The organism is Peptoniphilus ovalis (assembly GCF_018919265.1).
In the GTDB taxonomy this organism is placed as follows: Bacteria; Bacillota; Clostridia; order Tissierellales; family Peptoniphilaceae; genus Peptoniphilus_A; species Peptoniphilus_A ovalis.
Genome location: NZ_JAHLQO010000003.1, coordinates 319308 through 342009, shown reverse-complemented (window position 1 = coordinate 342009; position 22702 = coordinate 319308). Strand labels below are relative to the sequence as shown.

23 protein-coding genes are annotated in these 22702 nt (G+C 29.8%); 19 read left to right on the top strand and 4 right to left on the bottom strand.

Annotated elements, in window-relative coordinates; all coding sequences use genetic code 11:
• Nucleotides 1-28: 28 nt before the first annotated feature.
• From KQI68_RS05300 to KQI68_RS05290, 3 genes are read right to left on the bottom strand one after another with little or no spacing between them, the layout of a single operon-like run.
• Nucleotides 29-508 carry a hypothetical protein gene (locus KQI68_RS05300; RefSeq protein WP_216549095.1) on the bottom strand — a complete coding sequence of 160 codons (480 nt, stop codon included), beginning with the start codon at nucleotides 506-508 and terminating at the stop codon, nucleotides 29-31.
• An 8-nt stretch (nucleotides 509-516) separates the two neighbouring features.
• On the bottom strand, nucleotides 517-1065 hold the full coding sequence (locus KQI68_RS05295; RefSeq protein ID WP_202492114.1) for an ImmA/IrrE family metallo-endopeptidase: 549 nt from the start codon (nucleotides 1063-1065) through the stop codon (nucleotides 517-519).
• Between the two features lie 8 nt (nucleotides 1066-1073).
• Complete coding sequence (locus tag KQI68_RS05290) at nucleotides 1074-1475, bottom strand: helix-turn-helix domain-containing protein (protein WP_216549094.1); 402 nt, start codon at nucleotides 1473-1475, stop codon at nucleotides 1074-1076.
• A 188-nt stretch (nucleotides 1476-1663) separates the two neighbouring features.
• On the opposite strand from KQI68_RS05290, the gene KQI68_RS05285 reads away from it, so the two are divergent.
• From KQI68_RS05285 to KQI68_RS05195, 19 genes are all read left to right on the top strand, one after another.
• Nucleotides 1664-2185, top strand: coding sequence for a hypothetical protein (locus KQI68_RS05285; protein ID WP_343221670.1), 522 nt, complete (start codon nucleotides 1664-1666; stop codon nucleotides 2183-2185).
• A 269-nt stretch (nucleotides 2186-2454) separates the two neighbouring features.
• The gene (locus KQI68_RS05280) at nucleotides 2455-2865 is read left to right on the top strand and encodes a sigma-70 family RNA polymerase sigma factor (RefSeq protein WP_216549093.1); all 411 of its coding nucleotides are present in this window, start codon (nucleotides 2455-2457) and stop codon (nucleotides 2863-2865) included.
• A gap of 476 nt (nucleotides 2866-3341) precedes the next feature.
• Nucleotides 3342-3563: a hypothetical protein gene (locus KQI68_RS05275; RefSeq protein ID WP_000924587.1), complete on the top strand. Its 222-nt coding sequence runs from the start codon at nucleotides 3342-3344 to the stop codon at nucleotides 3561-3563.
• Nucleotides 3564-3663: 100 nt separating this feature from the next.
• A complete protein-coding gene (locus KQI68_RS05270) occupies nucleotides 3664-5334 on the top strand; it encodes a recombinase family protein (RefSeq protein ID WP_216549092.1) in 1671 nt (556 codons plus the stop codon).
• Nucleotides 5334-7004 carry a recombinase family protein gene (locus tag KQI68_RS05265; RefSeq protein WP_216549091.1) on the top strand — a complete coding sequence of 557 codons (1671 nt, stop codon included), beginning with the start codon at nucleotides 5334-5336 and terminating at the stop codon, nucleotides 7002-7004. The genes KQI68_RS05270 and KQI68_RS05265 overlap by 1 nt, the downstream gene beginning before the upstream one ends.
• The gene (locus KQI68_RS05260; RefSeq protein ID WP_216549090.1) at nucleotides 6997-8490 is read left to right on the top strand and encodes a recombinase family protein; all 1494 of its coding nucleotides are present in this window, start codon (nucleotides 6997-6999) and stop codon (nucleotides 8488-8490) included. Before KQI68_RS05265 ends, KQI68_RS05260 begins: the two co-directional genes overlap by 8 nt.
• Before the next feature lie 712 nt (nucleotides 8491-9202).
• The gene (gene tet(T) / locus KQI68_RS05255; RefSeq protein ID WP_216549089.1) at nucleotides 9203-11158 is read left to right on the top strand and encodes a tetracycline resistance ribosomal protection protein Tet(T); all 1956 of its coding nucleotides are present in this window, start codon (nucleotides 9203-9205) and stop codon (nucleotides 11156-11158) included.
• Between the two features lie 397 nt (nucleotides 11159-11555).
• Entirely contained in the window at nucleotides 11556-12050 is a 495-nt protein-coding gene (locus tag KQI68_RS05250; RefSeq protein ID WP_025642388.1) for a PcfB family protein, read from the top strand.
• A gap of 60 nt (nucleotides 12051-12110) precedes the next feature.
• Nucleotides 12111-12602, top strand: a complete 492-nt coding sequence (locus KQI68_RS05245; protein WP_216549088.1) for a replication initiator protein A — start codon at nucleotides 12111-12113, stop codon at nucleotides 12600-12602.
• 212 nt (nucleotides 12603-12814) lie between these two features.
• Complete coding sequence (locus KQI68_RS05240) at nucleotides 12815-14308, top strand: recombinase family protein (RefSeq protein ID WP_216549087.1); 1494 nt, start codon at nucleotides 12815-12817, stop codon at nucleotides 14306-14308.
• 233 nt (nucleotides 14309-14541) lie between these two features.
• Nucleotides 14542-14754: an NAD(P)H-dependent oxidoreductase gene (locus KQI68_RS05235; RefSeq protein ID WP_216549086.1), complete on the top strand. Its 213-nt coding sequence runs from the start codon at nucleotides 14542-14544 to the stop codon at nucleotides 14752-14754.
• On the top strand, nucleotides 14733-15089 hold the full coding sequence (locus KQI68_RS05230) for a hypothetical protein (RefSeq protein ID WP_045078622.1): 357 nt from the start codon (nucleotides 14733-14735) through the stop codon (nucleotides 15087-15089). Before KQI68_RS05235 ends, KQI68_RS05230 begins: the two co-directional genes overlap by 22 nt.
• 280 nt (nucleotides 15090-15369) lie before the next feature.
• Nucleotides 15370-16110 (top strand): 23S ribosomal RNA methyltransferase Erm, encoded by a 741-nt coding sequence (gene erm, locus KQI68_RS05225; RefSeq protein ID WP_216549085.1) that lies wholly within the window; start codon nucleotides 15370-15372, stop codon nucleotides 16108-16110.
• Nucleotides 16111-16194: 84 nt separating this feature from the next.
• Nucleotides 16195-17088, top strand: coding sequence for an HsdM family class I SAM-dependent methyltransferase (locus KQI68_RS05220; RefSeq protein ID WP_281422238.1), 894 nt, complete (start codon nucleotides 16195-16197; stop codon nucleotides 17086-17088).
• Nucleotides 17078-17326 (top strand): restriction endonuclease subunit S, encoded by a 249-nt coding sequence (locus tag KQI68_RS10430; RefSeq protein WP_216549083.1) that lies wholly within the window; start codon nucleotides 17078-17080, stop codon nucleotides 17324-17326. The genes KQI68_RS05220 and KQI68_RS10430 overlap by 11 nt, the downstream gene beginning before the upstream one ends.
• A complete protein-coding gene (locus KQI68_RS10480; RefSeq protein WP_343221669.1) occupies nucleotides 17299-18180 on the top strand; it encodes a restriction endonuclease subunit S in 882 nt (293 codons plus the stop codon). The genes KQI68_RS10430 and KQI68_RS10480 overlap by 28 nt, the downstream gene beginning before the upstream one ends.
• A gap of 16 nt (nucleotides 18181-18196) precedes the next feature.
• Nucleotides 18197-20506, top strand: a complete 2310-nt coding sequence (locus tag KQI68_RS05205) for a PHP domain-containing protein (RefSeq protein WP_216549081.1) — start codon at nucleotides 18197-18199, stop codon at nucleotides 20504-20506.
• Between the two features lie 4 nt (nucleotides 20507-20510).
• Nucleotides 20511-20771, top strand: coding sequence for a hypothetical protein (locus tag KQI68_RS05200; protein ID WP_216549080.1), 261 nt, complete (start codon nucleotides 20511-20513; stop codon nucleotides 20769-20771).
• 189 nt (nucleotides 20772-20960) lie between these two features.
• On the top strand, nucleotides 20961-21176 hold the full coding sequence (locus tag KQI68_RS05195) for a hypothetical protein (RefSeq protein WP_216549079.1): 216 nt from the start codon (nucleotides 20961-20963) through the stop codon (nucleotides 21174-21176).
• A gap of 108 nt (nucleotides 21177-21284) precedes the next feature.
• Here the strand turns inward: KQI68_RS05195 and KQI68_RS05190 are convergent, their stop codons facing one another.
• The gene (locus KQI68_RS05190; RefSeq protein ID WP_216549078.1) at nucleotides 21285-22637 is read right to left on the bottom strand and encodes an MATE family efflux transporter; all 1353 of its coding nucleotides are present in this window, start codon (nucleotides 22635-22637) and stop codon (nucleotides 21285-21287) included.
• Between the last annotated feature and the right edge of the window lie 65 nt (nucleotides 22638-22702).

Genomic DNA, 22702 nt, shown 5'->3' with positions numbered 1-22702 from the left:
GTTTCAAAAATTTAATACATTTAACTTACTAATTTGTTTCTCCAAGTATAAATTTCATTCTACCTTTAAACACTGGAATACTAATCAAGAATACAATTACATAATGAATAAAGGAATTTATCATCATATTTTTTGTTATTGGTAATTGATGATAAGTTTGACCTATTATTTTAAAAGCACTTAGTGTGCTTGTTATAAAATCTAGTGCCAACCATAGTGCAACTGATGATCCTATAAAAGCAATTATATAGTTTAAAAGTTTACTGATCTTTGGTAGCTTTTGATCTATTAAAACTAGCAATATTACATAAATTATTACTACTGTAATTGAAAGGGGAATAGCTAATTTGTTATCTAGTTTATATTTTATGGATATATAAAATCCTAAACCTACAACTATAAAATCAATCAAAAATGCTGAGATTTTTACAGAGTAGGTAGAGATGAGATAGTAGAAAACTATTCCAGAAAGGATTAATAAAAAATATCCTGCAATAAAAATTCCCATAGAGTCTCCTAATAATAATCATCATGTTCAGGGCGATAGTTTTTAAGAAAATCTCCCTGGGGTGTATTAACATTAATTGGTTTATTAAACTTGCCCATTTTTGCTAACTCAGAAATTTTTAAATTTAGTAAATTTATATCTACGCCTAATTTTCCAGCGATTTCATAATCACATACTTGATCATTGATATTATCGAGGACATCTTCATCACTAATTAATAAATGAGCTGCAAAAATATTTGCTTCAGTTTCAAATTTATTTGTAGGGTTTAGCACTGTTTGGTCATGAAAAGCTCCGCCACTCATACAATAATCTCTGTGAAGTTGATCGTGACCTAATTCATGTGCTAATATAGTCTTTCTATTAAAATTTGTGTTGCTACTGATAAAAATAAATCTGTTTCTTTGAATATAATGGTACATTCCTAAAAGTATTTTTGTTTCAGGTAGATATACCAGGTTAATATTCAAAGCTTCTATTAATTCGATAGGATCTCGTGTCTTATATTTTTTTATAAGTCGATTAACCTTATCATATATATAGCGATTCATGCTCATATAATCACCTAATCTTTTTTCTTACGACCATATTTCTTATTTTCTCTTTTCGCCTCCCAATAAGCACGAGTAATAGCTTCAAAAGCAGCATCTTTATCTTCATCAGATATTTCTCCACCAGCAAATAAAGAGCTTAGACCTTCAGTTAATGCTCTAGCTTTTTCTAATTCTTTTTTGCCACCCATGTTATAAACTCGATTTAAAAACTCATCACTTTCTTCTAAAAGATAATTATAATCGCAGTTCATAACCTCAGCTATTTTTTTGTAAACCTCGACATCTCTTGGGTATCTTTCTCCGTCTTCATAATGTACAAGAGTTCTTGTACTTATTCCTATCATTTTTGCAAAATCTGCTTGACTTAACTTTTCTTTTTCACGAAATTCCTTTAATCTATCCGCAAAAGCCATAACTTTAACCTCCTGTACTAATGTGCATTTATAACTTTTAATACGAACAATAGTGCTTGAATTATTTTCCTGTTTGAGATATAATACAAACTGAACTTATATTCACATTATAGCACAAACATTCAAGTTTGTAAATAAGTTGTATTGGGGTGATTAGATTGAGAATAAGTAAAACTTTAAAGAATATAATGAACATGTATGCAGATAGCAACTTGAAATTTGAAGAGATCAGTTCAGCTGCAAAACTTATTTTAAGTTTATATAGACAAGTTACCTGGGCAGTAGATAGCAGGGCAAATTTTATGATGTTTGAGAGTAAAGAAAACTATGGATCAACTTCAGAATCTGCTTACTTGTATCTTTCTACATTTGCTCCAGAAAAAGTTGAAGAAAAGTTTAATAATAGAGTTTCCAATGTAATGGATAGTAAGCTTATGCTTTTAATAATTTATGATGCCTGTGTTAGGCTAAAAGTTTATCCAGAGTATGGAGAAATCTATCATAAGATTATTTATAACTACTACATTAATGAAAAAAAGATTACTGATGAAGCTTGTATGAGAAGTGTGTCTTTAGAGAGAACTGTTTATTATCAAAGAAAAAAGGAAGCAATTGCATTGGTTGGTGTAATAATTTGGGGATATACTTTACCAACTGCTATTAGCCAACTTGAAGACGGTCGTAGCATTGAAGAAATAATGAATATCTAAGAAATTAATTTATGACGAACTTATTGCGTACTATTTCCGAATGAAAAAAGTACCATATACGAATTTTATGTGTACTTAAGTGCATATATAATATCCATGATGGGTGATTTGCACCTAAATTTAATATTGGCATTTATTGACTGAAAGAATTTATTTTCTTTCGGTCTTTTTTTATGCCCAGGAGAATATATGCAAAAAATTAGAAGCCCTCCTTGTGTGAATTTCATTTTTAAACAAAAGAAATTCATGTCAACAAGGAGGAAAAATTAATGGACAAAGAATATTATTTATTTGTAGAAGGAAAGAAAGTAGTTGTTAGCAAGGAAGTATATCTTGCTTATCATAGTGAACTGAATAAAGAGAAATATCAAATGAGAAGAGACAGGTTAAATAACTGTTTCTTTTTTTGTTCCTATGATCATGATGGAAATTTCGAAGAAAATTTAGAAGATCTGGAATTTGATGTTGAAAAAATTATCGAAACAAAGGAAATGATTGAAGAAGTAAGAAGAGCTATTTCTAAACTCAATCCTGCTGAAAGAGACCTAATAGAAAGCCTCTTTTACAAAGAGGAAACAATTAGAGAAGTAGCTGCCAAACTCAATATATCTCATCCAGCCGTTATTAAAAGGCGTAATAAAGTCTTAGAAAAACTAAAAGAAATGCTAGAAGACTTTTAGATGAAAGTTACCAAGAGGGTCTAATTTTCACTGTTACTTATGCAGTGGGAATTGGACCTTTTCATTTAACCAAATTTATTTTTGAAAATTGGTTACCAAGAAAGACTTCTTTTCACTGTTAAGTATAAGAGGGTAATTTTAAACAATTTTGTTTCATCAAGATAAGTATTTTCTGATGGTCAAATTTTAAAAAGATTAATAACTCTCGATAAATTTTGAACCTTAACAATTGAATAGACCAAGACAAGACATTAATCATTTTTGGAGCGTAATAACCTATCCGCCAAGATCTTTCTGCTGAATAATTCGGCAAAACAAGTACTGCTAAGCTAAAAGCAAGGGAAGAAGAAAGGGAGCGATAAGTAAGAGTTTGAATATAGGGAGGGATACCCTATTCGCTATGAAGAAAATGAGGATAATGATACTTCTAAGGTTGAAGCCGGCTCATCCTGAACAGAGGCGGAGGTGAGATTCCTATGTTGCTAATCCAAGGCACTTGTCAATGTCAAAAAACTTTAATTTTATATTGTGAGGTAAAACCTATGAATACAAAAGAAAAGAAGAAATATAAACCTAAAGAGCAAATATCAAAAGAAGATTATTCTAAAAAAATTACTTACACTCAAAGTGATAAAGAGTCCCTCGACTTACTAGATATTGTAGAACTTTATTTATGTAGAGCTTGCATAAGACTATAAGATGGGGTGCTGACTTAAAAACTTGGGTGCGGTAAAATATAAATGGTAGAAGAACTCCTTAATGACTATTTGCCCAAATACAAATTAAGGAGGTTTTGTGATGGAGAAATTTGCTTGTATGTATCTTCGTTTATCAAGAGAGGATGGAGATAGCACAGAAAGTAATTCTATTTCAAATCAAAGACAGATTATCAAATCATATGCAAGGGACAATGATTTTAAAGTTGTTGCTGAATATGTAGATGATGGCTTTTCAGGATCTAATTTTGACAGACCAAAATTTAAGAAGATGATTCAAGATCTTGAAGAAAAGAAGTTCAAAACAATTATTGTGAAGGACTTATCCCGTTTTGGGAGAGATTATATCGAATCAGGAAAATATCTACAAAAGATATTCCCAGAAAAAGGTATAAGATTTATATCGGTAAACGATAACTATGACAGTGAAAATGCAGATGTAAGCGATACACACCTAATTCTTCCTATAAGAAACTTTATTAATGATTCTTATTGTAGGGATATTTCTATGAAGGTTAAATCTTCAAAAGAGATTAAAAGAAAGAATGGTGAATTTATTGGTGCGTTTGCTCCTTTTGGTTATAAGAAGGATAGCAAAAACAAACATAAGTTAGTCGTAGATACAGAAGTTTCACATATAATTGAAAGAATCTTCAATATGAAGATAGATGGTTATTCGTCTAAGGCTATTGCAGATTTTTTAAATAGCATAGGTTGTGTAACACCATCTAAGCATAAAGAAAATTCTGGAGATAATCATACTACTGGTTTTATTGTTAAAGACTCTAAATGGGACGCAAAAATGGTCAATAGGATTATTACAAACAAGGTCTATATAGGAGTACTTGAACAAGGGAAAACTAGAAAACTAAATTACAAGTCTAAGAGAGAAGTAGAAGTAAATGAAGAAGATTGGATTGTAATAAACGACTCTCATAAGCCTATCATTTCAAAAAGCATTTATGCTTTGGCTAATAAGATGATGCTCCGAGATGTAAAACAATCGGCAGATATACCACATATTTTATCAGGAATGCTTTATTGCAAAGATTGTGGATCTTCAATGGTTAGAAGAAAGGTTAAGTCCAAGAATGGATATAATATTTTTTATATTTGTTCTCACTATAATAACAAAGGAGATTGCACAAGACATAGTATAAAAGAAGACTATCTACTTGATATGACTCTTTTTGCACTTAAAGATTATTTAAAAAAATATAACGAACTACTAAGTCAAGTTAATAAGTTAGATGTATCAAAAGTTACATTTAATATTGATTTTGAAAGCTTAAACTCAGAAAAGAGAAAGTATGAAAGACTTAGACAATCTTTATATATGGACTTAGAAGACCAACTTATAACTTCTGAAGAGTTTGAAAGGTTCAGAAAAAATTATCTTATTAAAATCAGGGAAATAGAGAAACAAATTGCTACAAAGAAAAATATACTTGCTAACTTGCAAGAAAAGATGAAAAACAAGGACAGTTTGGTTTCTGAAATTGTTCCCACTGATTTAAGCAGTCTAAATAGGCTAACAATTGTATCTTTTATAGATAGAATTGAGATCGGAGAAAATAATGAGATTAATTTTGTCTTTAATAATTTGGAAACAGTTAACTTACTGAAGACCCTTATAAAAGAAGAAAGTGAAAGCAAGTCCGAAGTAAAGAAAAATTTGATTTCAATAAATAAAATATTTGGAAATGCTCTTGAAAACAAGACTCCAATGCAATTAGTTGGAGGTGTTTTATAATGGCAAGAACTTCCAAAAGATATATTGAAAAGAAAAGCGAAAAGATCGAAAGAAAAGTCTTTAAGGCTGGAATTTATACAAGACTATCTAACGAAAGAACAGAAGAGTGGAGAGAAAAATCATATTCCATAGAAACTCAAATCCTATCTTGTAAAGAATATGCATTAAAAGAAAATATAGATGTTTTAGAAGTTTATACTGACTATGAATATAGTGGGACAAACTTTGAAAGACCATCATTTCAAAATATGATGCAAGATATTAGAGATAGAAGAATCAATTGTATTATTATCAGAGATTTATCAAGACTTGGTAGAGAATATCTGGAAATGGGAAGATTGATTGATAAAGTTTTTCCATTTTTAGGTGTTAGATTTATTTCAGTTAATGATAAATTAGACACAGTCAAAGAAACAGATTCAAAGAAATCTTTTGAGGTTACTCTTAAAAATATTATCAACGATATGTATGCTAAGGATATTTCAGTTAAGATAAAAACCTCAAAACACAATAGGGCAAGAAACGGATACTTTATTGGTTCTGTTCCACCTTATGGGTACAAGATTAAAAAATCTAAAGAAGGTCAAAAACTTGTAATTGATGAAAATGTTAGATTTATAGTGGAAGAGATGTTTGATTTAACTCTTCAAGGCAAAAGCCAATATGAAGTAGCAAAGCATTTTAATGAAAGAGGGTATGCTCCTGGAATGATTTACTATAAAACTGGGAGAGTTTACAGAGAAAATGATGATCCTGAGTGGAACAAAGGAACAATTTCAAAAATGCTTACAAACCCAGCTTATACGGGGACTTTAGTGCAAGGAGTTAAGCAACAAAATCTTGCAAAAGGAATTAAACAACATTTTGTAGACGAAAGTCAGTATATAATTTGTGAGAATGCACATGAAGCAATCATTTCTAAAGAAGTTCACGAAAGAATCTTGCAAGAAAGACGAGAGAGAAAGAAAAATCATGTTTTCAGTTCGCCAATGCACAATTTTGAAAATAGGGACTATGAGAACAGATTTAAAGGTCTTGTAATCAATAATAATACTGGCAAAGAACTTAATAGAAGAACTCGTATCTATGGTAAAAATAAAGATAGACTTTACTATTCATTTCAGAATGAGAGATTTAGCGGAAGTATAAAACCCGAAAAATCAGTATTTATTATGGAAAGAGATTTGGATCAGGCTATTTGTGATAAGATTTCTGAGTTTATTATTAAAACAACTAGCAAGACAAAATTTGTTAATCGAATTAGAGCTAGATTTAATAAAGCGATAGATACTTTTAAGAAAGACATTGAAAATCTTAAAAGAAAAAATCTAAATGAAGAAAATATCATTCAAAAAGCCTACGAGGAATATAGTCTAGGCAAGATTGATAGAGATGAGTATCTATTGAGAAGAGAGATTGCTCAAAGTCATATGTCTACATTTGATAACGAGATTTCAGCAATTGAAGTTAATATATCAAAGCTTAAAAAAGAAAGATTAAAATCAACAAAATGGATAAATGATTTATATGCTTCAAAGAATTTGGAAAAGCTACCTGGCGATTTAATCCATAGCTTAATTGAAAAAATAATAGTTTATGATAAACACGAATTTGAAATAGTCTTTAAATTCAATATAGATAATTTGCTAGGAGGAACAGACAATGAATAAGATTGCTCTTTATATTAGATTATCCGTTGAAGATATGATAAAGACTGATGAGAGTGAAAGTATCATAAACCAAAGAGCATATCTAAACGATTATCTAGATAAAAATGAAGAATTTAAGAACTTCACAAGAGAAGAATATGTTGATGATGGATATTCTGGAACAAATGAAAATAGACCAGCCTTTCAAAGAATGCTTGAAGATGTAAAGAAAAATGATATACAGGCGATAATTGTAAAAGACTTGTCGAGATTTATGAGAGATTATATAACACTTGGAGATTATCTTGAAAATATATTTCCATTCTTAGGAGTAAGATTTATCGCCATAAATGATGGCTATGATAGTGACAAAGAAAAAGGAAATGGAACAGATTTAGATATTCAATTCAAGGGACTATTATATGATTTCTACACAAAAGATATTTCTGAAAAAGTAAAGTCATCTATGACCACACTTAAAAAGCAAGGAAAGTTTTTAGCTTGGAGTCCACCATTAGGATATATGAAAGATCCTAATGATAGACATAAAATCATAGTTGATGAAGAAACAGCTTGGATAGTAAAAAAGATTTTCAAACTTGCACTAGATGGTATATCTTCAAGAAATATAGCTAAGATATTAAATGAAGAAAAAATTCCAACACCATCAAAAAGAAAGAGCGAATTAACCAATCTTGACTTTGAATATTCAATAATCAGAACTGCGAAAAAACCTAGACCAACTTGGACTAATGGAAATGTAATAGATGTATTAGCAAATGAAAATTATACTGGAACTTACACTTTTAATATGCAAGATAAGTCAGTATTAAATCCGTCTTCTTTTAAATTCAAACCAAAAGAAGAGTGGGGAAGAGTTGAGAATAACCATGAAGCTATTATATCTAAAGAAGACTTCGAAAAAGTTCAAAAGATAAAAGAGAAGAATCTGTTTATGAAAGGTAAAAATACCGATTATGAATGGAGAAAGAAATCTCCACTACAAGGTTTTGCAAAATGTCCAACTTGTAATCATATTCTAGGGTGTATTCAATCAAAAAGAAAACGACAAGATGGAAGCATAAGAGTTCACACATATTTTACTTGTAGGATATGTAAGTGTAATAATGTAAAACACAAGAACTCAAGAGCAGGAAGTCTCGAAGAGAAAGTATTTGAAGCAATAAAAGAAAAGTATGGTTTAGAAGATTCAAATAAAGATGAAAAAGTAAAAGTTAAACCTATGGAAAAATCTATTGAAGATCTTGAAGCTAAGAAAATGCAAAATTTTGAGAAGTATAAATTAGGCAAGATGAATAGACAAAAATTCATTGACTCTAAAAATTTGATAGATGAAGAAATACAAGCAATAAAAGAAAAAATACAAAAAGCAAAAGAAGAAAAAGAAGTAATAGACAACACTAAGCTTACCAGAGAATTGATGGAAAAATATATAGACTCAGTATTCTGTGAAGGAAACGAAGTGTTGAACATAATATGGAAGTAGCAAAGGGAGTGAGCAATCACTCTCTTTTAAATTACATAACTATAACCCCTTTTTTGTCATAAGCTTGAAATGAGAGGGTATAGGTAATTTACTATTGAATGCTATGATTCAAGAATTACAATGTAAAGGAATCAAAGAGTTTTGTATGGATAGTGGATATTCCAATGCACAGAAAATATGGAGAAAAAGGTTTGGTGAACCTGAATATTTCCTAGAGAATTATTGGGCAGAGGGTCAACATCATCTAATCTGGAAAATTAAGATTTGAATATATCATGTAAAGATGAATTCCTATAAAAATCTCTACGAGTTATTAGTAATATGACAAGTTAAATGCGTTAAGGGATCAAATCTTCCTTGACAAATATAATAAAAACAAATATTATAATATGTAGTATTAATTAAAGGAGTTTTATCATATGAGGCATAGTATTTTTAAATAACTATTAATAAAATAGAACAAGTACATTTTCCATACTAGTTAATATTTGTATGGCTTGTTAATTGTACTTTTATTTAAAAATATTCTCATAATAATAAATTTATATTTTTATGTATTATAAGGCATTGACCAGATTAAAGATATAGCACGATTATGCTATATCGAATTGTATATGTCATATTTACTTTAAGCAGTTATATAAAAAATAAGTTCCCCTGTGAAGAGAGTATTTTATCACAGGGGATTTTTATATAATTATGGAGGTATAAAATGAAAATTATTAATATAGGAATATTAGCACATGTTGATGCAGGTAAAACAACTGTTACAGAAGGTTTATTATATAAAAGTGGGGCGATTAATAAAATTGGAAGAGTTGATAATGCTACAACGACAACGGATTCGATGGAACTTGAAAGAGATAGGGGAATAACTATACGGGCGTCTACAGTTTCATTTAATTACAATGATACAAAGGTAAATATCATAGATACACCTGGGCACATGGATTTCATAGCCGAAGTTGAGCGAACTCTGAAAGTGTTAGATGGAGCTATTTTAGTAATTTCAGCAAAAGAAGGAATTCAAGTCCAAACTAAAGTGATTTTTAATACTTTAGTGAAATTAAATATACCAACACTTATATTTGTGAATAAAATAGATCGAAAGGGAGTATGTTTGGATGAGATATACACTCAAATACAGGAGAAATTAACTTCTAATCTTGCAATAATGCAATCAGTTAAAATAAAAGATAAAGGTGATTTTGAATTGACAAATGTAAGGGATGATAAAGTAATTCAAAGTCAAATAATAGAGAAGTTACTGGATATAAATGATTATCTAGCAGAAAAATATATAAATGGCGATGTCATTGCAGAAAAAGAATATAATGATGTATTTTTGGATGAGATTAATAACTGCAATCTTTATCCTGTATTTCATGGTTCGGCTTTAAAAAATATTGGAATTGACGAGCTATTATTTGCCATTACTAAATATCTTCCTACCAAGAGCTATAATACTGAAGACCTTTTATCAGCGTATGTTTATAAGATTGATAGGGATGAAAAATCTAGAAAGATGACTTTCTTAAGAGTATTCAGTGGGAATATAAGGACACGTCAAGATGTTTATATAAATGGCACAGAAGAAACTTTCAAGATAAAAAGTCTGGAATCAATTATGAATGGTGAAATTGTGAAGGTAGATCAGGTTAATAGTGGGGATATTGCTATTATTTCTAATGCTAATTCTCTGAAGATAGGTGATTATATTGGTAAGAAATATGACGGGATTTTAGATATAAAGATAGCCCAACCGGCATTGAGAGCATCAATTAAACCTTGTGATTTAAGCAAAAGAAGCAAACTGATAGAAGCACTATTTGAATTAACTGAAGAAGACCCATTTCTCGATTGTGAAATTAACGGAGATACTGGAGAAATCATATTGAAGCTATTTGGAAATATTCAAATGGAAGTAATAGAATCACTACTTAAAAGCCGATACAAAATAGATGCTAGATTTGGTGAATTGAAAACAATATATAAAGAACGACCTAAGAGAAACTCTAAAGCAGTAATCCATATAGAGGTTCCACCAAATCCTTATTGGGCATCTATTGGACTGTCAATAGAACCACTACCAATAGGGTCAGGATTATTATATAAGACAGAGGTGTCCTATGGATATTTAAATAATTCATTTCAAAATGCAGTAAAAGATGCTGTAGAGAAGGCTTGTAAAGAAGGGCTTTATGGATGGGAAGTTACAGACTTAAAGGTAACTTTTGACTACGGATTATACTATAGCCCGGTAAGTACCCCCTCTGACTTTAGGAATTTAACACCATATGTATTTTGGGAAGCTCTTCGAAAAGCAGGAACTGAAATATTAGAACCTTATTTAAAATATACAGTTCAAGTTCCAAATGATTTCTGCGGAAGGGTTATGAGTGATCTTAGAAAGATGAGGGCTTCTATTGAAGATATAATAGCCAAGGGAGAGGAGACAACTTTAAGTGGAAAGATACCTGTTGATACATCGAAGTCCTATCAGTCAGAATTACTTTCTTATTCAAATGGAAAGGGTATATTTATTACTGAGCCTTATGGGTATGATATATATAATGGTGAGTCTATAACTAATGATATTAGAAATAATGATAATGATAGTAGCAAAGAAGGACTGAGATATTTATTTCAGAAACAAAGTGAAATTTGAAAGGAGCTTAAGTGCAATTATCAGTTAAATATGGATAAAACCTATATCTATAAAGGTTTTCACCATATGTACAAAAAAATGAACCATGGGATAAACATCAATACGTAAAACAAGAAATGGTGGTAGTATATAACTATGGATACTAAATAAGGTTTTATATATATGCTATAGCAGAGGATGCTTTAAGATCTTAGGAAGAGCTTATTATGTTTTTAGATGATTGGCTTAAACCAAATCGTGTAAACTACTCATTAAATCATTTAACAAAAATATTTAAAGAGGAGCTAGTTAATAATTAATATTATAACAATACATGAAATCTTTTAATAAATCTTAGTGGTTCAGATATAAAAGTCTGGGCCGTTTTTTTTATTTCCCTAGAAAGGAGGTTACCTGCATGGTAAATGACGAAGTCAATAATAAGGCTATAAATATTGAGATTAAGGTTGCAGAGTATTCAGCAAAAGCAATCTTTAAGGCAATTAAAAAGATTATGGAAGATGCAGCTGAAAAAAGCCAACCACTTGCTGACTATCTTAGTGAGAAAAGGAAGACTAATTCAAGGAGACTTAAGGATATGGTTAAAAAAGGTCAGCTTGAAAATATTGAACTACAAAAAGGTGAAGTCAAGGAACTTAAAAAACAACTTAACCGATATGGAGTAAGGTTTTCTGTAATGAAGAATAAGGAGGCAGGACTATACTCTGTATTCTTCCAGGCAAAAGATACTAAGGCTATGGATCTAGCCTTTAAAAAAGCTATAGAAAGATATGAAAAGAAAGAAAATAAGAGAAATTCAACAAGGGATATTTTAAATAAGTTTAAGGTGAAAGTGAAAAATACAGTAGTTAAAGACAAGGTGAAAGAAAAACACCAGCAACAAGAAAGATAAGGAGAGAGGCATTTAAGAGAAATTTTAGATGTCTTTTTTTATTGAGATGAGGTGAAGTGAATGGATTTTGATTATTTCTATGGGAGAGACGCTGAAAGCTTTAGGTTTATCCGCTTACCTATAGTTCTTATTGAAGATGAAACGTTTAAAAGCCTATCAATAGATGCTAAGGTGCTTTATTCCATGTATCTGTCAAGGAGTACCTTATCTTATAAGAATAACTGGGTAGATGAAAATGGAAGGGTTTATATCTACTTTACTGTTGAGGAAACAGCCGCACAACTTGCTTGTGGTATTAAAAAGGCAGTAAAACTTATTAAAGATCTTGAGAAGATTGGTCTTATTACAAAAAAGAGGGCAGGCCAGGGTAATCCTACTAAAATTTATGTCAAAGATTTTATGAGTATTTTTAGAAATGAAGAGCTTAGATCAATCAAAAGGGAAAATCAAGACTTGTCAAAAGGACAAGTCAAGAATGGTGATTTTGATAATTCAAGAGTGGCAAAAAAGGAAAGTCTAGACTTATCAAAAAGACAACCTAACCATCTATGAAAAGAACTTAAGTGATCTTGACCTTGAAATCCTTTCAATAGAAGCTCAAGCTGAAGAGGAAATAGGATTATTTGATAATCTATTTTCCAATAAAGACATCAAGCTAGATGAAGATATTGTTCAGAAATATATTGAACGTATTGATATATATGATAATGAAACTATAGAAATTAGCTTAAAAGGCTTTTTAGGTGGAAGGGAGATGAGGTCAAATGATTAATACTGCTATTTATCTTAGAATATCCGTACTTGAAAAAGGGAATCTAGGGCATACAGAAGACACTATAAATTCTCAAAGAAATATTATAAAGAACTTCATCTTTAATGACCAAGAGCTTAAAAAGACAAATATAGAAGAATTTATTGATGAGGGCTATAGTGGTAGCACTACTTCAAGACCTGGCTTGGATAAGCTTCTTTTAAAGGTAAAACAAGGAAAGATAAACTGTATCATTGTAAAGGATATGTCACGATTTATGAGAAATTATATAGAGATGGGAGATTATCTTGAAAATATCTTTCCTTTTATGGGGATCAGATTTATAGCAATTAATGATGGCTATGATAGTTCAAAAGAAGTTGGAAATGGTGTTGAACTTGATGTTCAATTCAAGAATCTTATGTATGACTTTTATGCAAAAGATGCTTCTGCTAAAGTTAAGGCAGTAAAGAAAACTTTGAATGAGCAAGGAAAAATACAATCATGGAATCCACCATATGGCTATATGAAAGATCCTGAGGACAAATACAAGATTATTCCAGATGAGGAAACATCTTGGGTGGTAAAGAAGATTTATGAACTTTATCTTGAAGGTCTATCTACAAGGAAAATTAAGGATTATCTCAATGAAAACGAGATAATTACACCAGCTCAAAGAAAGCTTCAGTTAACCAAAATGGACTACTCAAACAGATACACAACAATTAAGGACAATCCAGCGTGGAACTTCTCTTCCGTAATAGATATTCTGGCCGATGAGATTTACACAGGAACTTATATCTATAGCCGAGTAGATAAGTCATTAGTTAATGGAACAAAAGAAAAGAGTAAATATCTCCCTAAAGAAGACTGGGGAAGAGTCGTTAATAATCATGAGGAGATAATATCTAAAGATGTATTTGATGAGGTTCAGGAGTTAAAAGCTTCTAAGCGTTTTAAGGACAAGAATACAGATTATAAATGGCACAATCACTCACCATTACAAGGGTTTTTATATTGCCCTGAGTGTGGTCATGTTTTAGCAATGACAAGATCAAAGAGACAAAGGAAAGATGGCACAGTAAAAGAACATCGATATTTTAGATGTCGTTATTGTAAGAATGATGGAGTAAAGATAATAGGGTCTAATGCTGATAAAGTTGAACCGTTAGTATTAGAAGCGATTAAAGTTAAATGTGATATTTCTTCTGAAATACAAGAGCAGAAGAAGTATCTAATTGACTCTGATGTTCTCATACAAGATTTAGAATCTAAAAAGCTTGCTTCTTATGAGAAATATAAACTAGGAAAAATGACAAGACTTGATTTCATAGAGGAAAAGAAAAAACTTGATGAAGAAATTGATGCTTTGATAAATGAACAATCAAAGAAAGTTGTTCAACAAGCAAATATGCATGAAGAAAAGTTAACAAGAAAGCTGATGGAAAAGGACATCAAATCAATCATAGTTAGAGGAAATCAGATTCTAAAAATTGAATGGAAGTAAGCTAGAAGAGGGTGACATAACAGTTGCCCTCTTTTAATGCCTAGAAGCACTTATTTTTACATATTATATCGGAAATATTTTTTGATTCTATTTGTAAATATTAACCAAATTTTCAATAAATCTATATAATTTAAATCTAATTAGCTATAGAATAATAGTATATATTATGACGTAAACTGTTACTACAAGTTTATAAGAAGATTTTAAGGTAATAAAATGGAGGATAGATATAAATGATCTATTATTTTTCTGGTACGGGAAATACCGAACATATTGCTAAGAAGTTGACAACTAAGATTGGTCAAGAATTTATTCTTATTACTCATGAAACTATTACAGATAAAGATGAGCGCACGATTATCCAAACTCCACTTTATTTTTGGTCTATGCCACAAATTGTCAAAGAATATTTATCAATGATTACTTGGAAAAAGAAGATGAATTAATTTTTATTCTAACTTATGGAGGATCTTTAGGAACAGGAGATTTAGCCATTGAGAAGTTGATAAACCCAGCACGATCAAAAGTATACGAACTATCAATAGAAACCAATTATATTATTTTTCATGAAATGGACGATGAAAAAACGATAAAAAGTAAACTCAAGAAAGCCGATGAAAGTCTTCTGAAAATCATCGATGATTTTGAAATAGGTTTTTTAAAGAATGAGAAAATAAAAATCGTTATTCATCAAGAGAATATCCAAGAAGAAAAACTAACTAAAGATTTAATCGAAAAATATATTGTGTCGATTGTAGTTAGAGGAAATGAAATATTATAAGTAAATTTTAGATAATAGCTAGTATCCAAATTCAATAAACTATCAAAAAGCTGTTGTTGAAGTGGATACTTAGAAGTGATATAATGAAAAAGAGAAAAATAGTTTCTCTAAAAATTAATGTATTAAAGATGCATTAATAATTTAAGGAGGACATAATATGCAAATATATGGTGGCATTTATCATATCAGATTAAGAAACAGTTCATTAAACCAATCGATTAATTAACCGGTTATAATGAACTAAAAAAGGTTCATTATAACCAGAAAGGTAAAGGTTATAATGAACAGAAAAAGTGTTAGATTTGGACAAAATTTTGTAACTTCTATTAATGATATAAACAAAATATGTAAGAAGATAGACGTGAATTCTAATGATGTTTATTTTGAAATTGGTCCAGGTAAAGGGCATTTTACTCAATACTTTGTGGAAAGGGCTAAACAGGTAATTGCTATTGAAATAGACAGTGAATTAATTCCTATATTAAACAACAAATTTTCAGATCTAGATAATATAAAAATTGTTAATCATGACTTTATGTCTTATGAATTACCATCTACATTTAAGTATAAAGTTTTTGGAAATATTCCATTTAATTTGAGTACTTCTATTATTCGTAAACTTAGTTTAGAAAAATATGCAGATGAGATTTACTTAATAGTGGAATTAGGGTTTGCAAAAAGATTAAAAGACTTAAACCGTAAAATGGGCCTAATGTTAGCTCCATTTTATGAAATTTCAATTTTATACAATATTCCTAAAAGATATTTTCATCCCATACCCAGTGTTGAGGTAGTGCTGATAAAACTAAAAAGAACTTCCTATAATATGTCCATGAAAGAATATATAAAGTATGAAGACTTTATAGAAAAATGGGTAAAAAAGGATTATAATGTTTTATTTACAAAAAATCAGCTAAAACAAGCAATCAGATATGGAAATATTGATAATTTAAGAATCCTAAAAGTTGATCAAATTCTATCCATATTTGAAAGTTACAAATTATTTAATGGGTTAAAGTAATATAATATTTTAAAAAAGCAGTTGACTTAATAAAGTTGACTGCTTTTAATTTTATTATCCATTAATATAATTATTGTCATTAGCTTGACACGAGAGGGAAGTGGTGCGTTCCTAGTTAGGGCAATGACTGATGCAATGGATGATTGTGAAACTGAAGAAGAACGTGAGGAAGTTAAAAGAAATCAAATTTATGGAATAGAATATGAAGATGGAGCATTTGGACTTTCTTCAACAAATATGCTTATTCATGGCGATGGAAATTCAAATGTAATTCAAGCATCAATGTTTGAACGTGGAGAATGGATAAAAGATAAGAATATAAATGTCGTTCTTATGAATCCACCTTATAATGCTACGAGAAAATTTTGTGACCCAGAATATGTAAAAAATTGGGGGTCAAGCAAAAAGGAAGATCCATCTAAAGGTTTCCATTTTGTAGAATATGTTGCAAGACATATACCAGCTAATTCAAAGATAGCGGTATTATTACCAATGCAAGCAGCTATAGGAAACAGTGGAGATGTGAAAAAATTTAAAAAGAAGATGCTAGATAATTATACTTTAGAAGCTGTTTTTTCACTACCAAATGAAATGTTTTATCCAGGTGCTGCTGCTATAGCTTGTTGTATGATTTTTGATTTATCTCAAAAACATGAAAGATCTAATAAAGAAACTTTTTTTGGCTATTTTAAAGACGATAAATTTATAAAAAGAAAAGGTCTAGGTAGAATAGAAAAAACTGATTCTAATGGAAATAGTTTATGGGCTAGTACAAAAGATGAGTGGCTTGATTTATATAAAAATAAAAAAGAAGTTCCTGGATTATCTGTAATGAAAAGAGTTACTTGGAAAGATGAATGGCTTGCTGAGGCATATATGGAAACTGATTATACAACATTAGAAGAATCAGATTTTCAAAAAGTTCTTAATGATTATTTATCTTACCTAATAAAAGAGGGATATATTTATGAAGATTGATTTTAATAACTGGAAAACTTTTTTATTTACAGAAGTATTTATAATTGAAAAAGGATTTTATAATAAAAAACCAGAAGAGTCAGGAAATGGAACGATACCATTTTTAGGGGCTACAGATAAAAACAATGGAATTACTGCACATTATACTATAGATGAGATTGATTCTGCATCAAAAACAGGAAAATTACCAAATGAATCTCTAAATAAAAAATATTTCCTGGAAAATCAGTTTGTGTAACAAATAATGGCTCAGTTGGATATGCATATTATCAAGAATCAGAATTTACTTGCAGTCATGATGTAAATCCACTTTATAGAAAAGACGGTGATTTTAACTATTTTACTGGTTTATTTGTAGCCTCTATTATAATGAAAGATAGGTATAGATGGGGGTATGGTAGAAAATGGCGTCCTGAAAGAATGATTAAGTCTAAAATTAATTTGCCTGCAACAAAAAATGGAACTCCTGATTGGGAATGGATGGAAAAATATATGAAATCATTACACCATAAACCCATCAGAACTAAAAATTCAGAAAATCAAAGTCTTATAATTGTCAATAATTGGAAAGAATTTTATTTGCACAAATTATTTAAAACATCGATGGGTAATGGGATAGATGCAATAGCTACAACTAATGATAATCCAAAGTACAATTATGTATCTCGTGATAGCAATGGTAATGGTGTTGTAGGATTTGTTGATGAAGTTGAAGGTCAAAATCCCTTCCCTGCTGGTGCCATGTCATTAGCATTAGGTGGAAGCTTTCTTGGGTCTTGTTTTATTCAAAAAGAGCCATTCTATACGGCGCAAAATGTTGGGATATTGCAAGAGAAAGAACAGCTTAGTATTCACACAAAATTATTTATCTCAACTCTTATAAGGAATGAGTGCAAAATAAAATATCAAGCTTTTGGAAGAGAACTAAACTCACATTTTAGAAAAGATTTTACAATAAAATTACCAGTTTTGATGGATGGTAATGACTATGTATACGATAAAAGCAAAAAGTATTCTGAGAAAGGATATATACCTGATTGGAAATATATGGAAAACTATATTAAAACTTTACCTTATGGAGATAGGATATAATTGTTGGAGGAATCTAATGAAATCAACTTATGTAGATATACACATTCACACTTCAGAAAATCCAAATAAATTAAATGACTGTTATAATGTGAAAGAATTATTAAAGAATATTAATAAAATGGCAAAAAACAATCCGGTTCTTATTTCCCTAACCGATCATAATACGATTAATAAAAAAGCCTATCTGGATTTAATAAAGGAAAATGTATCGGTACTGTTAGGAGTAGAACTTCACATAAAAAAATATGAAGATGCACCACCATATCATTGCCATATTATTTTTAATGTAGATATTAATGAAAAGAATATAGATTTATTAAACAAAAAATTAGATGAGCTATATCCCAATAAAATTATTAATGATGAGGATCAGAATACACCTAATATCGAAATGATTATCAATGCTTTTGATACTTATGATTTTTTATTATTACCCCATGGAGGACAATCGCATAGAACTTTCGATAAAGCAACATCAAAGGAAACTAGATTCGACACATCGATGGAACAAAGTATTTATCATAATCATTTTGATGGTTTTACATCAAGAAGTAGCAAAGGGATTGAAAGTACAAAGGAATATTTCAAAAGAATAGGTATTAATGAATTTGTTAACCTTATTACTTGTACGGATAATTATAATCCAGAGATTTATCCAAAAACAAAATCTAAAGAAGCAGAAGATTTTACTCCTACATGGATGCTTGCTGATCCAAGTTTTGATGGTTTGAGGTTGTCTCTCTCAGAAGAATCTAGGTTATATTATAACACTGAACCACCACAAAATTGGACAAAAACTTTTGGTAGAGTCGAACTCAAAAATGAAAAAATTGAAATTGACGTAAATATGACTCCTGGATTAAATGTAGTTATAGGTGGTTCTTCAAGTGGAAAAACATTATTTGTGGATAGTTTAGTTAGGAGAACTAAAAATGATTTTAAGGAATCTAAATATAATTATTTTGATGTGAAAAATATTGAAATAGAGAATCCAACAGGCGTTAGCCCTTATTATATTAGCCAAAATTTCATTATGTCAATAATAAAAGATAGTGAAAATGATTTAGGGGAAATACCAATAATAGATAAGGTTTTTCCAGAGGAAAAAGAAACTATAATTAGTATAAGAAATAGTTTAAAAAGATTGAAAGAATTAATTAATATACTAGTTGATAGTGCTGAAAAACTTGAAAAACTTAAGGATGATTTTTCACATATTAAAACACCAAATTTTCTTATTACAAATGAAAAAATAAAAGAAAATGCGATTGAAAAGATAAAACCAAATGATGATGTAATTGACAATTTGTCAGTATCCGTGGCAATTATAGAAGAATATAAAATGACACTAGAGAATATTAAAGAGATGCTTAACAACCATCCAATAATAGATAGCAAAGATAGTGAAATAAATGCATTAAATAAGGCGTTAGATGACCTGGTTCTTATTTCTGCGATAAATGGTGTTTTTATAGATAATATTCACGAGTCACTAGAAATTTTGAACAAAAAGAATATTGAAAATGACAGAAAAATCACACAAATAAAAAATGATAGGGAAAAACTGCTTAGTTATATACATGATTCATTAAAAGCACTTAAAGATTTTTATTATGCGAAATCGGAGCTATCAAAATTTGATGTTGCTTTTGAAACAAAAGAAATAGTTGTGTCTGGCCACACTTTAAGTATTAAAAATTCATTTAAACTTACAGAGGATGAATTGGTAGAATCTATTAATAGATGCTTAACAAATGAAAATAGATTAAATAATTTTGATGAATTAGTTCCAAATATACTTGAGAAAAACAAGTTTTCACAGAGGCCAAAAATCAATTCACATACTGATTTAGCAAATAAAGTATATAAGTCTATTGAGAATACAAATAAAAAAGAGTATCGAATTATAACAAATGACGGAAAAGATTATCAAAGTTTAAGTCCTGGTTGGAAATCAGCTGTAATTTTAGATTTGATTTTAGGATATGAGGCAAATTTTGCACCAATAATTATTGATCAGCCAGAAGATAATTTAGCAACTAAATATATTAATCATGATTTAATTGAAATGATAAAAAAGATAAAAGAAGATAAACAGGTTATCTTGGTTTCTCATAATGCTACAATACCGATGCTAGGAGATGCTCAAAACTTAATAATATGTGAAAATGATGGAGGAAAATTATATATTAATTCTGCACCTTTAGAATCAGAAATAAAAGGTAAAAAAACACTAGATTGGATTGCAGAATTGACAGATGGAGGAAAACCTTCGATAAAAAAACGAATAAAGAAATATAATTTTAGATCCTATAAGGGGGTATAATTTAATGAAATTAAAATTTTACAGAGAAGAAGGAAATGATTATGTAAAAATATTAACTCAAGATGGAAAAGAATTGGAATTTGATTATATAGAAATGATACGACATATATTTAATGATAAAAAAATAGAAGAAGCAGATATTGATGCTCAGTACTCAGAAGATGAAGCTAATTCTATCAAAGTATTAATTTCAGATATTTCTGAATCAATAGAAATACTTTTTAATGCTGATGAAGACAAGGATGATTCACTACTTAACTCTTAGAAAGTTCCATTTTTTATAAACACTATTTTTAATGGACCGGTACTGGGACTGGGATGGGACTAAAAATCTGAAAATGTTCTATAATTAGACGGATTTAGTGATACTAGAAAAAATAGAATGTAGTATTTTGAATGGTTTGAGATATACCGTATGTTTGAAAAAGAAGAATGGGAATAAGAAGATGCGATTGTGACTAACTTAGAATATGTTATTAAAGCATTAGAAAATCTCGGAGGAAAGGCTAATTATAAAGAGTTATATAATGAGTTCGAAATTTTTTCCAGAAAAGAACTTACTGTTAATACGAAAGCTGGAATTAGAGCTGAAATTCAAAGACATTCATCTGATAGCCAGGCATTTGAAGGGAAAAAAGATTTGTTTTTTTTCAGTAGATGGTTTAGGTAAGGGAACGTGGGGACTAAGATAATAATTCCATAAGTTAAATATTATAAAATTTAATAGTAAAAATATAGACCGAAAGTTTTTAACTCTCGGTCTTTTATATTTTAATATTTATGCATTTTTTACTGTTAAATCTCTAACCCAGTTGTATTTTTTATAATGTTTATAAACTGCGGGAAGTTTTACTACTTCATCTAAATTAATTATTGCAAAGACTGCTAAAACTGGCAAGTTAAAGACAAATGCTGCTAAGAAGCCAAGTGGTACAGAGAATGACCACGTTGTTATTGTGTCACAAATAAATCCAAATTTTGAATCTCCACCTGCACAGAAAATTCCGGCTATAAGTGTTGTGTTAACAGATTTTGCAACCATATAAATTGCACATAGTATTATCATCCATCTTAAATAATATTTTGACGTGTCGCTTAAGCTAATATTATTAACTATTATTGGTGACAATGAAATCATAATTATTCCTGCAATTATTCCGTAAATTATCGCCACATTTGTCAGCTTATGGCCATATAGTTTTGCTCTTTCAAGTCTTCCAGCTCCAAGCTCATTTCCAACTATTATAGCTCCACCATTGCTAAGTCCTATGCAAAAGCACACTACTAAATTTTTTACAATATTTGCAATGGAGTTTGAAGCGACTGCATCTGTTCCAAGGTGTCCCATAATTACAGTATACATTGTAAATCCTAATCCCCACACTATTTGATTGCCTAATATTGGCATTGTGTATTTTAAAAAGTCGCCTCTTAAAGCTTTATTTATATTTAATATTTTATTTAATTTTAATTTTACTTTTCCGCTATTGTGAGTAATTATTATGCAAATCGCAACTTCTAAGACCCAGGATATCACTGTAGCAAGTGCTGCACCTTCTACTTCCATTCTAGGCATCCCAAAAAGCCCGAAAATAAATACGGCATTTAATATTATATTTATAATTACGCAAAATGTACTGACCGCCATTACCAGCACAGCTTTTCCTGTGTTTTTTAAAATTGTTAAATATATTTGCGATATGCCTGCTAGTAAAAATGATAATGAAACTGTTCGAAGATAACCTACTCCATATTTTATAAGCACTTCATCACTTGTAAAAATCTTCATAAGTGCTTCAGGCATAAATAAACTGACTGCAAAAAATACTAAGGATATTAATGAAGTTATTTTCATTACATAGGCAAAGATGTCTTCAATTGAATTTCTGTCGCGCTTGCCCCAATATTGAGCCGCTAACATTGAAAGTCCTATGGACATTGCTGCTAAAAATAAATTTTCTACAAATGTGAGTTGCCCTGCAAGTGATACTGCTGAAAGAGCATCTTGAGACACAAGTCCAAGCATTAAAGCATCAGAAGCAGACACAAGAGCGAGCATAAATTGTTGAAAAGTAATGGGTAAAATTATTTTAAAAATCTTTTTAGTAAATTCTGATATATTGTAATTCAAGCTATACCTCCAATCAAAATAATTTTAAACAGATTTTAAATTCTATCACATGAGATATTCTTGTA

What these genes read in the sequence shown, in the direction of transcription:
- KQI68_RS05300 (WP_216549095.1), bottom strand. Translation starts at nt 508, where the DNA reads ATGGGAATTTTTATTGCAGGATATTTTTTATTAATCCTTTCTGGAATA.
- KQI68_RS05295 (WP_202492114.1), bottom strand. Translation starts at nt 1,065, where the DNA reads ATGAGCATGAATCGCTATATATATGATAAGGTTAATCGACTTATAAAA.
- KQI68_RS05290 (WP_216549094.1), bottom strand. Translation starts at nt 1,475, where the DNA reads ATGGCTTTTGCGGATAGATTAAAGGAATTTCGTGAAAAAGAAAAGTTA.
- KQI68_RS05285 (WP_343221670.1), top strand. Translation starts at nt 1,664, where the DNA reads ATGAACATGTATGCAGATAGCAACTTGAAATTTGAAGAGATCAGTTCA.
- KQI68_RS05280 (WP_216549093.1), top strand. Translation starts at nt 2,455, where the DNA reads ATGGACAAAGAATATTATTTATTTGTAGAAGGAAAGAAAGTAGTTGTT.
- KQI68_RS05275 (WP_000924587.1), top strand. Translation starts at nt 3,342, where the DNA reads ATGTTGCTAATCCAAGGCACTTGTCAATGTCAAAAAACTTTAATTTTA.
- KQI68_RS05270 (WP_216549092.1), top strand. Translation starts at nt 3,664, where the DNA reads ATGGAGAAATTTGCTTGTATGTATCTTCGTTTATCAAGAGAGGATGGA.
- KQI68_RS05265 (WP_216549091.1), top strand. Translation starts at nt 5,334, where the DNA reads ATGGCAAGAACTTCCAAAAGATATATTGAAAAGAAAAGCGAAAAGATC.
- KQI68_RS05260 (WP_216549090.1), top strand. Translation starts at nt 6,997, where the DNA reads ATGAATAAGATTGCTCTTTATATTAGATTATCCGTTGAAGATATGATA.
- KQI68_RS05250 (WP_025642388.1), top strand. Translation starts at nt 11,556, where the DNA reads ATGGTAAATGACGAAGTCAATAATAAGGCTATAAATATTGAGATTAAG.
- KQI68_RS05245 (WP_216549088.1), top strand. Translation starts at nt 12,111, where the DNA reads ATGGATTTTGATTATTTCTATGGGAGAGACGCTGAAAGCTTTAGGTTT.
- KQI68_RS05240 (WP_216549087.1), top strand. Translation starts at nt 12,815, where the DNA reads ATGATTAATACTGCTATTTATCTTAGAATATCCGTACTTGAAAAAGGG.
- KQI68_RS05235 (WP_216549086.1), top strand. Translation starts at nt 14,542, where the DNA reads ATGATCTATTATTTTTCTGGTACGGGAAATACCGAACATATTGCTAAG.
- erm (WP_216549085.1), top strand. Translation starts at nt 15,370, where the DNA reads ATGAACAGAAAAAGTGTTAGATTTGGACAAAATTTTGTAACTTCTATT.
- KQI68_RS10430 (WP_216549083.1), top strand. Translation starts at nt 17,078, where the DNA reads ATGAAGATTGATTTTAATAACTGGAAAACTTTTTTATTTACAGAAGTA.
- KQI68_RS05205 (WP_216549081.1), top strand. Translation starts at nt 18,197, where the DNA reads ATGAAATCAACTTATGTAGATATACACATTCACACTTCAGAAAATCCA.
- KQI68_RS05200 (WP_216549080.1), top strand. Translation starts at nt 20,511, where the DNA reads ATGAAATTAAAATTTTACAGAGAAGAAGGAAATGATTATGTAAAAATA.